Below are 16,194 nucleotides of genomic sequence, written 5' to 3'. Positions count from 1 at the left end.
GGTCAGAGCGTACCTACCGCATCGACTGCGGTCAAAACAAATGCCCCGGGCCGTGACGCACCGGAGATGTCACCCCTCCGCCGCGGCCCCTCCCGCGGCCCGGACCTGCCGGTTCGGAGATCATCCCGGCCCTCCCGGACCCGGAGCACCGCTCCGTCGGCTACGTTGATCGATCCGCTGTGCTGATTCGGGGGCCGATATGACAGCAGCGTACTTACCCGCCGACGGAGGACTGGACGACCGCGTTCCGTTTCTGGCCCGGCTGGAGAGCGAGGACCGGGCGGCGCTGCTCGCGCTCGGCCATGAACTGGCCTTCGCACCCAGAGTCACCCTGCTCCACCAGCGCGAGCCGTCCTCCCATGTGCTGTTCGTCCTGACCGGCTGGACGAAGGTCACCGCCTCGGCTGCCAACGGGTACGAGGCCCTGCTCGCCCTGCGCGGCCCCGGCGACGTCATCGGCGAGTCCGCCGCGCTGACCGGCCGCCCGCGCTCGGCGACGGTGACCGCGCTGGAGCCGGTCCGCGCCGTGGCCGTCGAGCACGAGCGCTTCACCGGGCTCCTCGGCCGCTCCCCCGCCATCTCCTTCGCCCTCCTCGGGCTGGCGTCGGACCGGACCCGCGCCGCGGACCGGCGCCGGCTCGAATTCGCCTCCATGGCCGTGCGGGAACGCTTCGCCGTGCTGCTGCTCGACCTCGCACGTACGCACGGCCGGCGCACCGAAGAGGGAATCGAGCTGACCGTCCCGCTGAGCAAACAGGAGCTCGCGGGCTCCGTGGGCGCCTCACGGGAGATGGTCCAGCGGCTGCTCAAGGAGTTGCGGGAGCGCGGAGCCGTGGTCACCGGGCGACGGACTCTGCTGATCACCCGGCCGGATGTGCTGCGCCTGATCACGCGCGCCGGACAGCCCGCCGTGGACGGCCGGCGCACGGGAACCGCTGACTGAGAGTGAGCGTCCGTTCATCCGGAGCGACTCTGTGCACACGGTCACACTCCCAGTGCGTCAGGCGCCCTCACCACCGCGGCCTCGCAGAGCCCAAGCTGCTGCCCACGCCGGAAAACCACCCGAGAGGTGACCATGAACGATCCCGTGAGCCGGACGATCCTGCTGCTGGACATCGAGAAGTACAGCGACCGGGACGACATCGAGCAGGCGTACCTGCGGCGCATGCTGTACGGCATCGCCGACCGTGCCCTGGAGAGCGCCGGCATCGACGAGACGTACCGGCTGCGTGCCGACCGCGGTGACTCCGTGATGGAACTGATCGATGCCAACGCCTCGGTGACCGCGCTGCTGCGGGCGCTGCTGACCGAGGTGCCGGCCCAGTTGCGCGCGGTGAACCGGATGGCGTCCCGCTCGGCGCAGATCCGGCTGCGTGCCGTGGTCTCCACCGGGTACGTCGCGATCGACCAGCACGGCTGGGTGGGCGCCGACCTCAACCACGCCTGCCGGCTGCTCGACGCGGAGGTGCTGCGAGCCGCCCTGCGGGAGCGCTCCGACGACTTCGCGCTCTGTGTCGCGCAGAGCGTGCACGACGGGATCGTCCGGCACGACCACCCCGGCATTCCCAGGAACGCCTTCCACGCCATCACCGCGGCCAGCAAGAACGGGCCGCTGGCGGCCTGGCTGCACGGGCCGGTGCCAAGCACCGGGCTTGGCGGGACGGCAGGGCCCGGCACGGCAGAGACTCCGGCGCCGGACGGATCGGGGGACCGCCCGGCGCCGGACCAGGACCCCGCGTCCCGGCCCGGCGAGACCACTCAGGGCACAGCCAGCACAGCGAGCCCGGGAAGCCCAGTGAGCGCCGGGAGCGCGAGGAGCGCCGGCGCCGTCTTCAACTTCGGTGCGGGCGCTCCCCGGTTCGGCGGCAGCCTGGTCGGCGGTGACCAGCACGGGGTCTCCGGCGGCACGGTGACCGGCGACGTACACCTCGGTGGCAGGGGCGAGCCGGAGGGGACCGGGCGACCGTGAGCACAACAGCACCGCCGCCGCCCGTCCCCGGCCCGCAGCGCGCGGCCGCACCGGACGCACCGCAGCCACCGCCCGGCGACAGCCGCCCCGCCGGGCCCGCGCAGCCCACCGAACCCGGCGAGCCGGAGGAACGGTCCCAGGAGGCACGCGCGGCACAACGCGAACTCTTCGCCCACGCACCGGAGTTCATCCTCGGATCGGCGGCTTCCTTCGGCGGCTCCCTGGTCGGCGGGGCGCAGCACGGTGTATCCGGTGGCCAGGTCGCGGGCGACGTCTTCCTGGGCGGCAAGACCGAGATCCACCACCACACCTCAGCGGCCGGCGGTTCCGTCCACTCCGCCGGGGAGATCCCCCGCACGGAACTGGACCGCCTGTCCGGCGACTTCGTCGAGGGCCCGTCCTTCGCGGCCGCCCTGGAGCGCCTGCGCACCGAGCGGGTCCTCGTACTGTCGGGTCAGCACGCGACCGGCCGCCGGACAGCGGCGCTGATGCTGCTGGACCGGCTGGGCGTGCCCACCGTCCGGGCGCTGCAACCGGAGACCGGCCCTTCGGCGCTGCCCGCCCAGCTGACCGGTTCCGGCGGGCATGTGCTGTGCGACATGCCGCTGAGCCGCAACAGGCCGCTGCGGGACGCCCATCTGTACGCGGCGGCGGACCGGCTCAAGCAGTTCGACGACGGCTATCTGGTGATCACCGTCGAAGCGTCCCCGTACCTGCCGGGCGTCACGCCCTTCTGCTGGGAGCCGCCGCCCGCCGAGGAGGTGCTGCGGGCCTTCCTCGCCGCGCGGAAGACCGGCGGCGCGGAGACCGAGCGGCTGCTGACGCTCGACCCGGTGCGGGAGTTCCTGGCGCACGGCCATCACCGGTGCGCCGAGGCCGCCGAATTCGCCGGAAGGCTGGCCGAGTACGACGGCACCGCGGCGGCGCTCGCAGGGCTCGCGGGTTTCAGTCTCAGCGCGGTGGAGAAGCAGTGCCGCGACTGGCTGAGTGCCCCGGACAGCGAACTGGGGCTGCGGGACAAGGCATTCCTGATCTCACTCTCCGTGTTTGACGGCGCTCCGTACGTCCTGGCCGCCGAGCTCGGCGACCGGCTCTTCGTCAACCTCCAGCGGCTCCAGCATCCCGAGCAGGAGCCCGCGATCCCCGTCTTCGGACCGTCGGCGTCCGACCGGCTCGCCCTGGCCCGCGCCGAGGGCGTGACCCGTAACGAATCGACCGACTGGGGGCCCGTCCCGCAGTATCTGGCGCACTTCCGGGAGCCGCGGACCGCGCACACCCTGCTCACCGAGGTGTGGACCGGTCACCCCTCGGCGCGCCCCGCCCTGGTGGACTGGCTGAAACAGCTCGCCAGGGACGGCCGTCCGATGGTCCGCACCCGGGCGGCGGCCGCGGCCGCGATGCTGGCGGCCGCCGATCTGCCGTCGGCGATGGCGGCCCTGGTCGACGGGTGGGCGCTCTCCCGCTCCTTCGGCCCCCGGGTGACAGCGGCGAACGCCCTGACCCTGGCCCAGCTGTTGGAAGCGCCGGCGATCCTGCGGCTGCTGACGCAGTGGTGCGGCGACGCGCACTGGGCCCGCCGCTGGACCGCCATCCGGGCGTTCGCGCTGCTCGCTCCGGTGCGCCCGGACCTGGCGGCGCCGGCGCTCCAGGCGCTCGCGGCCCGCGCCAGAGCCGAGGACAGCAGCCCGGCGGAGAGCCGCAATCTCACGGAGTCCACCGCGCTCCTGCTCTCCGGCGGAAACCGCGGCGAGATGCTCGCCGAGCTCGTCAGGCTGCTCCAGGACACCGCTCCGGTCCGCGGGCTCGCCCTCGCCGCCTTCGTGCGCGCCTGCGAAAGCGACGAAGAGGGCAGCCTGGTCGACTGGTACGCCGAGTCCGGCAGCTACGACGCGGGCCCGGCCCGCGACCTGGCCATGCTGTGGCGCACCGCCCTGGGGGACCGCGCACACACCAAGGCGGCGCTGGACGCCCTGCGGACCTGGCTGTACGCGGGTGAGCGCCGGCCCGACGCCGGACAGGCGCTGACCCTGCTGCTTCCGGAGCTGGTCACCACGGCCGCCGACCACGGCAGGCTGGACCACCTGCTGCGCACGCTGCGGTCCGCGGACGGCTCACCGGAGCGTCCCCGGATCGCCGACCGGTTGCTGTCGGTCCTCAATCCGCGGAGTGCCTGAGCCGGGATGTCCGTCTTTCCATCAGATCCATCGAGGAGTTGACCCGCATGGCGGACTTCCGCCGTCAGCCGGAGTGGCAGCAGAACGCCGACCGGCACAGCCATCTGATCGACCCCGTGCTCACGTACCGGCCCATCTCGCGGTTCGACTACACGGCCCGCAGGACGATGACCGCGATCGACCACGCGCTGGTCTTCACCACGGCGAAGGGTGAGTACGACGCCTTCCTGCCGCCGCACCGGCCCACCCGCTCGGAGGCCGCGAGCCGCCGCTACACCTCGGTGTACGAAGTGGACACGGGCAGCCACAGCGTCCAGCTGGAGGTGCAACTGCCCAGCGATGACGACGCGTTCTCGTTCGGTGTGAGCGCCGATCTGACCTGGCGGGTCGCTGATCCGGTCCGCTTCGTGACCTCCGGCGAACGCGATGTGCCGGCCCGGCTCACCAGGGAGCTGCAGCAGCTCACCCGGCCGGTCGGCCGCCGGTACCCGATCGAGGACAGTGCGGGGGCCGAGGCCGCCGTGCAGAAGGAACTGCAGACGGTCGACTTCGCCGCCGGTATCGGCATCCAGGTCACCTGCACGGTGAGGATGCGCCAGGACGAGGAGGCGATCGCCCACCGCCGCCGCAAGCGGGATCTGCGGTACGAGAACGAGATGCTCGCCCCGGAGCACGAGTACCGGATGCGGCTGGCGCAGCAGGAACACGAGTTGCAAGCGATGCAGCTGCGCAATGAGCACGAACTGATGGCCAAGAAGATCGAGTTCTACCAGTTCCATCTTCAGCACGGCGGGGTGGCCGCCTGGGCTCTGCACCTCGCCCAGCATCCGGAGGACACCCAGGCTGCCACCAGCGGGATCCGCCACGACCAGCTCTCTCTCATCCAGAGCCAGCTCGAACTGATCGGCGGGGACGCCCTGGAGGACTACCAGAAGGCGGAGTCGGCCAAGTACGCGCTGCGCGTGGTGAACAATCTCATCCGCCAGCAGGTGGGGCCGGGCATGGCCCCACCGCCCATGCCCGGCGAGGCACAGGCGCTGCCGACCGGGGAGGATTCCAGGCCGACCTACGGCACGCCGGAACCGGACAGCCCCCAGGACGCACCGCCGGCCCCCGGCGCTCCCGGCACGTACGGGCGCGAGACACCCCCGGCACCTCCCATGCCCCCGCACCCCCCTTCGGGAAGTGCCCCGGTATGACGTCCCCCGAGACCCGTCCGGCTCCGCGGGGCCCCCGGGACGGCGACGGCGCCAGGCCTGCCACAGCGCCTGGCTCCTTGCCCTTACCCGAGCCCGGTCTCTTACCCTCACCCTCACCCGAGCCCCAGCCTGTCCCGTCACCCGAGCCTGTCCCCGCACACGCACCCTCACCAGAGCCAGAGCCCGAGCCCATACCCGGACCGGGCCCTGGCCCGTCCCCCGGTCCCCTGCCGGACACGCCCGTCCCCGCCTCCGGCGCCCCGTCCGCAGAGCAACTGCCTGCGGAGCGGCTCCTCGTGGAGCTGCGGGCGGAGATATCACGCGCCGACAACAAGGCAGCCGTGCTGGTGGCAGCGCTGGGCATGACCGCGGGTGTTTTCAGCGCGCTGTTCGCCGGGCGCGGCTGGACGCCGAACGCGCTGTCGGCGCCGGCAGCCTTCTTCTGGTGGTCGGGCGCAGCGGCGCTCGCCCTTTCGCTGTTCGCCCTGCTGCTGGCCGTGCTGCCGCGCTACCGCACCCGCGACTGGGCCCCGGGGCAGCCGCTCAGCTACTTCGGTGACATCCAACAGGCTGTCCGGGCCGGCCAGTTGGAGACCGCGCTCGCGGACACCGCCCGGAATCCGGCTGCCGTGTTCACGGCGGCCCTCACCGAGACCAGCCGGATCGCCGCCCGGAAGCACCACTGGATCCGTACCGGCCTCATCGCGTTCTGCGTCGGCACCGCGCTCCTGCCCGCTTCACTGCTCATCGGCTGACGTCACGCCACTCCGAAGGAACATCGCCATGGTCCAGCCGCCCGATCCTGCCCAGCCCCCGGCACCGCCCACCGGGAACACCCCGGCCCCACCGGCGTACCCCCGAGCACCCGACACCCCCGTACCACCGCAGTACCCCGGCACAACCGAAACTCCCGCACCACCGCCACCCCAGTACCCCCAAACACCCGACTCCCCCGCACCACCGCAATACCCCGGCACAACCGAAACTCCCGCACCACCGGCGTACCCCCAAGCACCCGGCACCCCCGCACCACCGCAATACCCCGGCACAACCGAAACTCCCGCACCACCGCCACCCCAGTACCCCCAAACACCCGACACCCCCGCACCACCCCGGTACCCGGCCGATACGGCGTTCCGGGCCTCCGTACCACCGCAGTACGGCGGCCCGCCTCCGGCGGCGCCTGCCCCGGCTCCCGTTCCGCCTCCGCCTCCGGCTCCGCAGCCCCCTGTCCATCCGCACCACATCAGCACCGCCCAGCGCCGCGTGCACATCGCCGCCCACCAGCGTGGGGCCGACGCCGCGGCTGTCGGGAATCTGCTGCTGCACCTCCCGAACCTGCTGTGCAGCCTGCTCGTCATGGTGCTGCTCTCCGCGTTCTTCGGCGGGATCGGCCTGATTCTCGTACTGATCTGGCTGGTCAGTGGAGTTCTGATCTTCCATCGCCCGACCGAGAGCGCTCTGGCCCGTCACGTCCTGCGGCTGCGCTACCCCACTCCGGACGAACGGGCCCGGCTGGAGCCCGTCTGGCGCGAGGTCATCGCACGCGCGGGCGTCGAGGACCGCACGTACGAACTGTGGATCGAGGACAGCACCAGTCTCAATGCGGTGGGGGCGGCCGGCCATATCGTCGGCGTCACCCGGTTCGCCCTGGACAACCTGCCCAACGGTGAACTCGCCGCGGTCCTGGCTCACGAACTCGGCCACCACGTCGGAGGCCACACCTGGTCGTCGCTGCTCGGCTACTGGTACGCACTGCCCGGCAGGCTCGTGTGGCGGGCGTTGCGCGGCGTTGCCTCGGGCGTCTTCCGTGCCTCACGGGCCTGCTCGTGCTTCCTCGGCGGAATCCTCGCCCTGGTATTCGGAGGCTTTGCCATCGCCACGCTGAGCAGCCTGTACGGAATCCCGCTGCTGCTCCTGGCCGTGCCGTACGCCCTGGCCGCCGTCAACCGGCGCGCCGAAATCCGCGCCGACCAGCACGCCGCGGCCCTGGGATTCGCCCCCATGCTCGCGGCCGTACTGAGCAAGCTGCACTACGCACAGGAGCAGCAGAAAGCGGCCGCCGCCCAGGCGGCCCAGTACGCGCAGTACGCACAATACGGACCGTACGGACCGTACGCCCAGCAAGGGGCTGTGCCGCCCCCGAAGGAAGAAGGCCGGCTCGGCAAGCTGCTCTCCTCCCACCCCGACTACCACACCCGGCTGCACCATCTCCAGCCGTACCTCCAGCAGCACCCCTGAGAAGGACGGGCGCGGAGGACAGCACCGAGAAGGACAGCACGCCGGTACGCCGAAGGGCGGCCACCCCACAGGGGTGACCGCCCTTCGTCAGACATGCGCCTTACTGGTTGTACGGACCGTAGTCGTAGTCCTCCAGCGGGACGGCCTGGCCGGAGCCGGTGCCGAACGGCGAGTAGTCGATGTCGTCGTAGCCGACGGCCGAGTACATCGCGGCCTTGGCCTCCTCGGTGGGCTCCACCCGGATGTTGCGGTAGCGGGCGAGGCCCGTACCGGCCGGGATGAGCTTACCGATGATGACGTTCTCCTTGAGGCCGATCAGGGAGTCCGACTTGGCGTTGATCGCCGCGTCGGTGAGGACCCTGGTCGTCTCCTGGAAGGACGCCGCCGACAGCCACGACTCGGTGGCCAGCGAGGCCTTGGTGATACCCATCAGCTGCGGACGGCCGGAGGCCGGGTGGCCGCCTTCCGTGACCACACGACGGTTCTCGGTCTCGAACTTCGAGCGCTCGACGAGCTCGCCCGGCAGCAGTTCCGCGTCGCCGGACTCGATGATCGTCACGCGGCGCAGCATCTGCCGGATGATGATCTCGATGTGCTTGTCGTGGATCGACACGCCCTGCGAGTTGTAGACCTTCTGGACTTCGCCGACCAGGTGGACCTGGACCGCACGCTGGCCGAGGATACGCAGCACGTCGTGCGGGTTGGTGGCACCCACGGTGAGCTTCTGGCCCACCTCGACGCGGTCGCCCTCGCCCACGAGCAGACGGGCCCGCTTGGAGATCGGGAAGGGCGTCTCCTCGCTGCCATCGTCCGGGGTGACGACGAGCTTCTTCGTCTTCTCGGTCTCCTCGATGCGGACGGTGCCCGCGGCCTCGGAGATCGGCGCGACACCCTTGGGTGTACGGGCCTCGAAGAGCTCGACGACACGCGGCAGACCCTGCGTGATGTCGTCACCGGCCACACCACCGGTGTGGAAGGTACGCATCGTCAGCTGGGTACCGGGCTCACCGATGGACTGGGCGGCGATGATGCCGACCGCCTCACCGATGTCGACCAGCTTGCCGGTGGCCAGCGAACGTCCGTAGCAGAAGGCACAGGTGCCGACCGCGGACTCACAGGTCAGGACCGAGCGGGTCTTGACCTCCTCGACACCGGCGCCCACCAGGGCGTCGATCAGGACGTCACCCAGGTCGACATTGGCCGGCGCGATGACCTTGCCGTCGATGACGACGTCCTCGGCGAGCATGCGGGCGTAGACCGAGGTCTCGACGTCCTCCGTCTTGCGGAGCACACCGTCCTCGCCCTTGACCGCGATCTTGAGCTTCAGACCGCGCTCGGTGCCGCAGTCCTCCTCGCGGATGATCACGTCCTGCGAGACGTCCACCAGACGACGGGTCAGGTAACCCGAGTCGGCGGTACGCAGGGCGGTGTCCGCGAGGCCCTTACGGGCACCGTGCGTGGAGATGAAGTACTCCAGTACGGAGAGACCCTCACGGAACGACGCCTTGATGGGACGCGGGATGGTCTCGTTCTTCGCGTTCGACACCAGACCACGCATACCGGCGATCTGCCGCATCTGCATCATGTTTCCTCGGGCACCCGAGTCAACCATCATGAAGATGGGGTTCGTCTTGGGGAAGTTCGCGTTCATCGCCTCGGCAACCTCGTTGGTCGCCTTGGTCCAGATCGCGATGAGCTCCTGCGTGCGCTCGTCCTTGGTGATCAGACCGCGCTCGTACTGCTTCTGGACCTTCTCGTCCTGAGCCTCGTAGCCCTGGACGATGGCCTTCTTGGCCTCCGGGACGACGATGTCCGAAACGGCGACGGTGACGCCGGAACGGGTCGCCCAGTGGAAGCCCGCAGCCTTCAGGTTGTCGAGCGTCGCCGCCACGATGACCTTGGGGTAGCGCTCGGCCAGGTCGTTGACGATCTCGGAGAGCTGCTTCTTGCCCACCGAGTAGTCGACGAACGGGTAGTCCTCGGGCAGCAGCTCGTTGAAGAGCGCGCGGCCCAGGGTCGTACGCAGCCGGAAGGTGTCGCCCGGCTGGTACTCGGGCTCGCCCGGCTCGGCGACCGGCGGCACCCAGCCACGCGGCGGGATGGTGCCCACCGGGAAGCGGATGTCGACCTTCGCCTGCAGCGACAGCTCGCGGTTGTCGAAGGCCATGATCGCCTCGGCCGCGGAACCGAAGTTCCGGCCCTCGCCGATGACCTTGCGCTCCGCCTCGTCGGTCGTGAGGAAGAACAGTCCGAGCACCATGTCCTGGGTCGGCATGGTGACGGGACGACCGTCGGCCGGCTTCAGGATGTTGTTCGAGGACAGCATCAGGATGCGGGCCTCGGCCTGCGCCTCTGCCGACAGCGGCAGGTGGACGGCCATCTGGTCACCGTCGAAGTCCGCGTTGAACGCGGTGCAGACGAGCGGGTGGATCTGGATGGCCTTGCCCTCGACCAGCTGCGGCTCGAAGGCCTGGATGCCCAGGCGGTGCAGGGTCGGCGCACGGTTCAGCAGCACCGGGTGCTCGGCGATGACCTCTTCGAGGACGTCGTACACCACGGTGCGGCCGCGCTCGACCATGCGCTTGGCCGACTTGATGTTCTGCGCGTGGTTCAGGTCCACCAGGCGCTTCATCACGAACGGCTTGAAGAGCTCCAGCGCCATGGCCTTCGGCAGACCGCACTGGTGCAGCTTGAGCTGCGGGCCGACGACGATCACGGAACGCGCGGAGTAGTCCACGCGCTTGCCGAGGAGGTTCTGACGGAAACGGCCCTGCTTGCCCTTGAGCATGTCGCTCAGGGACTTCAGGGGACGGTTGCCGGGACCGGTGACCGGGCGACCGCGGCGGCCGTTGTCGAACAGCGCGTCGACGGCCTCCTGCAGCATCCGCTTCTCGTTGTTCACGATGATCTCGGGGGCACCGAGGTCAAGGAGACGCTTGAGGCGGTTGTTGCGGTTGATCACACGGCGGTACAGGTCGTTCAGGTCGGAGGTCGCGAAGCGGCCACCGTCCAGCTGCACCATCGGACGCAGGTCCGGCGGGATGACCGGTACGCAGTCGAGCACCATGCCCTTGGGCTTGTTGCTGGTCTGCAGGAACGCGGAGACGACCTTGAGGCGCTTGAGCGCACGGGTCTTCTTCTGGCCCTTGCCGGTACGGATGATCTCGCGGAGGCGCTCGGCCTCCTCGTCGAGGTCGAAGGACTCCAGGCGCTTCTGCAGGGCGGCAGCGCCCATGCAGCCGTCGAAGTACGTGCCGAAGCGGTCACGCAGCTCGCGGTAGAGCAGCTCGTCGCCCTCCAGGTCCTGGACCTTGAGGCTCTTGAAGCGGCTCCACACCTCGTCGAGACGGTCGATCTCGCGCTGCGCACGGTCACGCAGCTGCTTCATCTCGCGCTCGGCGCCTTCGCGCACCTTGCGGCGGACGTCGGCCTTGGCGCCCTCGGCCTCCAGCTCGGCCAGGTCGGTCTCAAGCTTCTTGGCGCGGGCCTCCAGGTCGGAGTCGCGGCGGTTCTCGACCTGCTGGCGCTCGACGGAGACGTGTGCCTCCAGCGAGGGCAGGTCGCGCGTCCGGCGCTCCTCGTCCACAAAGGTGATCATGTACGCGGCGAAGTAGATGACCTTTTCGAGGTCCTTCGGCGCGAGGTCGAGCAGGTAGCCCAGACGGGACGGGACACCCTTGAAGTACCAGATGTGGGTGACGGGAGCGGCCAGCTCAATGTGGCCCATCCGCTCACGACGCACCTTGGCGCGAGTGACCTCGACGCCGCAGCGCTCGCAGATGATGCCCTTGAAGCGGACACGCTTGTACTTGCCGCAGTAGCACTCCCAGTCCCGGGTGGGACCGAAGATCTTCTCGCAGAAGAGTCCGTCCTTCTCGGGCTTGAGGGTGCGGTAGTTGATGGTCTCCGGCTTCTTCACTTCGCCGTGGGACCAGGTCCGGATGTCGTCCGCGGTGGCGAGGCCAATCCGCAGCTCGTCGAAGAAGTTGACGTCGAGCACTTGTCGTCAATCCCTCTTTCGGGGGTTCGAGCCCCTCGCGTCAGCGAGAAAAATGGGCACTTCAGCAATGGTCTGAACGGGTCCGGGGAGAGCCGGCCGCCTCAGAGCGAGGCGGCCGGCCAACCCGTCAGACCTCTTCGACGCTGCTCGGCTCTCGCCGGGACAGGTCGATACCGAGCTCCTCCGCTGCACGGAAGACGTCCTCGTCCGTGTCGCGCATCTCGATGGACATGCCGTCCGAGGACAGCACCTCCACGTTGAGGCAGAGCGACTGCATCTCCTTGATGAGCACCTTGAAGGACTCGGGAATGCCGGGCTCGGGGATGTTCTCGCCCTTGACGATGGCCTCGTAGACCTTCACGCGGCCGGTCACGTCGTCGGACTTGATCGTCAGCAGCTCCTGGAGGGCGTACGCGGCGCCATAAGCCTCCAGCGCCCACACCTCCATCTCACCGAAGCGCTGTCCACCGAACTGAGCCTTACCACCCAGCGGCTGCTGGGTGATCATCGAGTACGGACCGGTCGAACGCGCGTGCAGCTTGTCGTCGACCAGGTGGTGGAGCTTGAGGATGTACATGTACCCGACCGAGACCGGGTCCGGGAAAGGCTCGCCGGAGCGGCCGTCGAACATCCGGGCCTTGCCGGACGGGAGGACCATGCGGTCACCGTCGCGGTTCGGGATGGTGGACTCGAAGAGACCGGAGATCTCGTCCTCGCGCGCACCGTCGAAGACCGGGGTGGCGACGTTGGTGCCGGGGGCGACATCGTCGGCGCCGATGGACTTGAGGCGCTCCATCCACTCCTCGTTGCCCTCGACCTTCCAGCCCTGGCTGGCGAGCCAGCCGAGGTGGATCTCCAGGACCTGGCCCGGGTTCATTCGGGACGGGACACCCAGCGGGTTGAGGATGATGTCGACCGGGGTGCCGTCCTCCAGGAACGGCATGTCCTCGATCGGCAGGATCTTCGAGATGACGCCCTTGTTGCCGTGACGGCCGGCGAGCTTGTCACCGTCGGTGATCTTGCGCTTCTGCGCGACGTAGACGCGGACCAGCTGGTTCACGCCCGGCGGCAGCTCGTCGCCCTCTTCACGGTCGAAGACGCGGACGCCGATGACCTTGCCGATCTCACCGTGCGGCACCTTCAGCGAGGTGTCGCGCACTTCGCGCGCCTTCTCACCGAAGATCGCACGGAGCAGGCGCTCCTCCGGGGTGAGCTCGGTCTCGCCCTTGGGCGTGACCTTGCCGACCAGGATGTCACCGGCGACGACATCGGCACCGATACGGATGATGCCGCGCTCGTCGAGGTCGGCGAGGACCTCTTCGGAGACGTTCGGGATGTCCCGGGTGATCTCCTCCGGGCCGAGCTTGGTGTCACGGGCGTCGACCTCGTGCTCCTCGATGTGGATCGAGGAGAGGACGTCGTCCTGCACGAGGCGCTGCGACAGGATGATCGCGTCCTCGTAGTTGTGACCCTCCCACGGCATGAAGGCGACAAGAAGGTTCTTGCCGAGCGCCATCTCGCCGTTCTCGGTCGCGGGACCGTCGGCCAGCACCTGGCTCTCGATCACCCGGTCGCCCTCGTTGACGACGACCTTCTGGTTGACCGATGTGCCCTGGTTCGAGCGGGAGAACTTGGCGATGCGGTACGTCGAGTACGTGCCGTCGTCGTTGGCGATGGTGATGTAGTCCGCGGATACCTCCTGGACCACACCGTCCTTCTCCGCCTTGAGGACGTCACCGGCGTCGACCGCGCAGCGGTACTCCATGCCGGTGCCGACCAGCGGCGCCTCGGACTGGATCAGCGGCACGGCCTGACGCATCATGTTCGCGCCCATGAGGGCACGGTTGGCGTCGTCGTGCTCAAGGAACGGGATCATGGCGGTCGCGACCGACACCATCTGGCGCGGCGAGACATCCATGTAGTCGACGTCGTCGCCGGGGATGTAGTCGACCTCGCCACCACGGCGGCGGACCAGGACGCGCGGCTCGGTGAACCGCATGTCCTCGGAGAGCGTCGCGTTGGCCTGGGCGATGACGAAGCGGTCTTCCTCGTCGGCCGTCAGGTAGTCGACGTCGTCGGTGACGACACCTTCGACGACCTTGCGGTACGGCGTCTCGACGAAGCCGAACGCGTTGACCCGGCCGTAGGAGGCGAGCGAACCGATCAGACCGATGTTCGGGCCTTCGGGCGTCTCGATCGGGCACATGCGTCCGTAGTGGGACGGGTGCACGTCACGGACCTCGAAGCCGGCCCGCTCACGGGAGAGACCACCCGGGCCAAGAGCCGACAGACGGCGCTTGTGGGTGAGACCCGACAGCGGGTTGTTCTGGTCCATGAACTGGGACAGCTGGCTGGTGCCGAAGAACTCCTTGATGGAGGCGACGACGGGCCGGATGTTGATCAGGGTCTGCGGCGTGATCGCCTCGACGTCCTGGGTCGTCATGCGCTCACGCACGACGCGCTCCATCCGGGCCAGGCCGGTACGGACCTGGTTCTGGATGAGCTCGCCGACGTTGCGCAGACGGCGGTTGCCGAAGTGGTCGATGTCGTCGGTCTCGACGACGATCTGACGGCCGGACTCGCCCACCGTCTCGGTCTCGCCGGCGTGCAGCTTGACCAGGTACTTGATGGTGGCGATGACGTCGTCGCTGGTGAGGACACCGGCGTCGAGCGGCTCGTCGGCGCCGAGCTTCTTGTTCACCTTGTAGCGGCCGACCTTCGCGAGGTCGTAGCGCTTCGGGTTGAAGTAGAGGTTCTCAAGCAGCGTCTGAGCAGCCTCGCGTGTGGGCGGCTCGCCCGGACGCAGCTTGCGGTAGATGTCGAGCAGTGCGTCGTCCTGGCCCTGGGTGTGGTCCTTCTCCAGGGTGGCGCGCATCGACTCGTACTCGCCGAACTCTTCAAGGATCTGCTCAGTGGTCCAGCCGAGAGCCTTGAGGAGGACGGTGACGGACTGCTTGCGCTTGCGGTCGATGCGGACACCGACCATGTCGCGCTTGTCGATCTCCATCTCCAGCCAGGCACCCCGGGACGGGATGATCTTGGCCGAGAAGATGTCCTTGTCGGACGTCTTGTCGATGGAGGAGTCGAAGTAGACACCGGGCGAACGGACCAGCTGCGACACCACGACACGCTCGGTGCCGTTGATGACGAACGTGCCCTTGTTGGTCATGAGCGGGAAATCGCCCATGAAGACCGTCTGAGACTTGATCTCACCGGTCTCGTTGTTGGTGAACTCGGCCGTGACGAAGAGCGGCGCAGCGAACGTGAAGTCGCGGTCCTTGCACTCGTCGATCGAGTTCTTCGGGGGCTCGAAACGGTGGTCGCGGAACGTCAGCGACATCGACCCCGAGAAGTCCTCGATCGGCGAGATCTCTTCGAAGATCTCTTCCAGACCGGACTTGGTGGGAACGTCCTGTCCGCTCTCGAGAGCGGCCTCGACGCGACCCTTCCAAGCGGCATTCCCGAGCAGCCAGTCAAAGCTCTCGGTCTGCAGCGCAAGGAGGTTCGGAACCTCAAGGGGCTCCCTGATCTTTGCAAAGGAGATGCGCAGCGGGGCGGTGCTGGCGCCGTTGTTCGTATTGGAGGTCGAGGCGTTGCGCGAGGCGGCCAAGAGGGGGTCCTTCCGAGGGCTCGGACTCACTACGCGCGTACCGGTCCCAAGCGGGGCACAGAGGCAGACATCCCTGGTCAGGGAGGGCAGTCATCGATGCTCAAGCGTGGGCATGCCCCTGGTGACGGGCAGGAGGCAGCTAACAGGCAGCGCAAAGGGTCAGTGTAGCCACTGGGCTCACTGATGTCCAGAGCGGGTTCTGGGAGACCCTCATTCTTCTTCTCAACACCTGCGTCAAAGCTTCCCTCTTCGTCGCCGATCCATGCCTCGGATACGGATCGATGTGACGACGCGTCCTGAGAATTGCGCGCTCCGTGCGGTTCGTCAAGGCCCCCCACCCCTCGGGGGTCGCCACCGGCCGCGCTGCGGGAGCGAGAGAAGCCACCTGGCCCGGCGCGCAACGAAGATCACCATACTCGTCACGGCGGGAAGAGCAAGGCAGGCAGGAGGGGCGTCAGGCACGCGGAAGGGCGACCACCCGGATGGGTGATCGCCCTTCGCTGTGCAGGTGTACGCCGAGGGCGTACGAGGGAGTCCGGAGACTCCCGGAATTACTTGACCTCGACCGAGGCGCCGGCGCCCTTGAGGGACTCGGCGGCCTTCTCAGCGGCCTCCTTGGCGACCTTCTCAAGGACGGGCTTCGGGGCGCCGTCCACGAGGTCCTTGGCCTCCTTGAGACCCAGCGAGGTCAGCTCACGCACGACCTTGATGACCTGGATCTTCTTGTCGCCGGCACCCGTGAGGATGACGTCGAACTCGTCCTGCTCCTCAGCGGCCTCAGCGGCACCGGCAGCGGCACCACCGGCGGCGGCAACGGCGACCGGGGCGGCAGCCTTGACGTCGAACTTCTCCTCGAAGGCCTTGACGAACTCGGAGAGCTCGATGAGGGTCAGGGTCTCGAACTGCTCAAGCAGCTCGTCCTGGGACAGCTTCGCCATGATGGCGTCCTTCCACTTTTTCGGCAGGTGCCGGATGTATATGACGGCGGGCGTACGGGCCCG

The 16,194-nt window shown here is 68.7% G+C and carries 9 protein-coding genes; 6 read left to right on the top strand and 3 right to left on the bottom strand.

The genetic code is table 11. From position 1 onward, the window contains the following. Positions 1-199: 199 nt before the first annotated feature. The 6 genes from OHB13_RS22165 (at position 200) to OHB13_RS22140 (ending at position 7,583) form a co-directional block, all read left to right on the top strand. Entirely contained in the window at positions 200-943 is a 744-nt protein-coding gene (locus tag OHB13_RS22165; RefSeq protein ID WP_328378258.1) for a Crp/Fnr family transcriptional regulator, read from the top strand. Positions 944-1,075: 132 nt separating this feature from the next. Next, complete coding sequence (locus OHB13_RS22160) at positions 1,076-1,969, top strand: hypothetical protein (protein ID WP_328378257.1); 894 nt, start codon at positions 1,076-1,078, stop codon at positions 1,967-1,969. Further along, positions 1,966-4,143 carry a hypothetical protein gene (locus tag OHB13_RS22155; RefSeq protein ID WP_328378256.1) on the top strand — a complete coding sequence of 726 codons (2,178 nt, stop codon included), beginning with the start codon at positions 1,966-1,968 and terminating at the stop codon, positions 4,141-4,143. Before OHB13_RS22160 ends, OHB13_RS22155 begins: the two co-directional genes overlap by 4 nt. A gap of 47 nt (positions 4,144-4,190) precedes the next feature. Continuing rightward, positions 4,191-5,342, top strand: a complete 1,152-nt coding sequence (locus tag OHB13_RS22150) for an SPFH domain-containing protein (RefSeq protein WP_328378255.1) — start codon at positions 4,191-4,193, stop codon at positions 5,340-5,342. Positions 5,343-5,569: 227 nt separating this feature from the next. Beyond that, positions 5,570-6,097, top strand: coding sequence for a Pycsar system effector family protein (locus OHB13_RS22145; protein WP_328380364.1), 528 nt, complete (start codon positions 5,570-5,572; stop codon positions 6,095-6,097). A gap of 511 nt (positions 6,098-6,608) precedes the next feature. After that, on the top strand, positions 6,609-7,583 hold the full coding sequence (locus OHB13_RS22140; protein ID WP_328378254.1) for a M48 family metalloprotease: 975 nt from the start codon (positions 6,609-6,611) through the stop codon (positions 7,581-7,583). 100 nt (positions 7,584-7,683) lie between these two features. On the opposite strand, the gene OHB13_RS22135 is transcribed toward OHB13_RS22140, so the two are convergent. From OHB13_RS22135 to rplL, 3 genes are all read right to left on the bottom strand, one after another. Further along, positions 7,684-11,583 (bottom strand): DNA-directed RNA polymerase subunit beta', encoded by a 3,900-nt coding sequence (locus tag OHB13_RS22135; protein WP_164264067.1) that lies wholly within the window; start codon positions 11,581-11,583, stop codon positions 7,684-7,686. 127 nt (positions 11,584-11,710) lie between these two features. Next, positions 11,711-15,193, bottom strand: a complete 3,483-nt coding sequence (rpoB, locus tag OHB13_RS22130) for a DNA-directed RNA polymerase subunit beta (RefSeq protein WP_266854288.1) — start codon at positions 15,191-15,193, stop codon at positions 11,711-11,713. Between the two features lie 551 nt (positions 15,194-15,744). Then, positions 15,745-16,131 (bottom strand): 50S ribosomal protein L7/L12, encoded by a 387-nt coding sequence (rplL, locus tag OHB13_RS22125; protein ID WP_266854290.1) that lies wholly within the window; start codon positions 16,129-16,131, stop codon positions 15,745-15,747. Between the last annotated feature and the right edge of the window lie 63 nt (positions 16,132-16,194).

This window comes from Streptomyces sp. NBC_00440, assembly GCF_036014215.1.
Classification (GTDB): Bacteria; Actinomycetota; Actinomycetes; order Streptomycetales; family Streptomycetaceae; genus Streptomyces.
The sequence above is the reverse complement of the archived record's forward strand: the minus strand, read 5'-3'. Positions and strand labels throughout refer to the sequence as shown.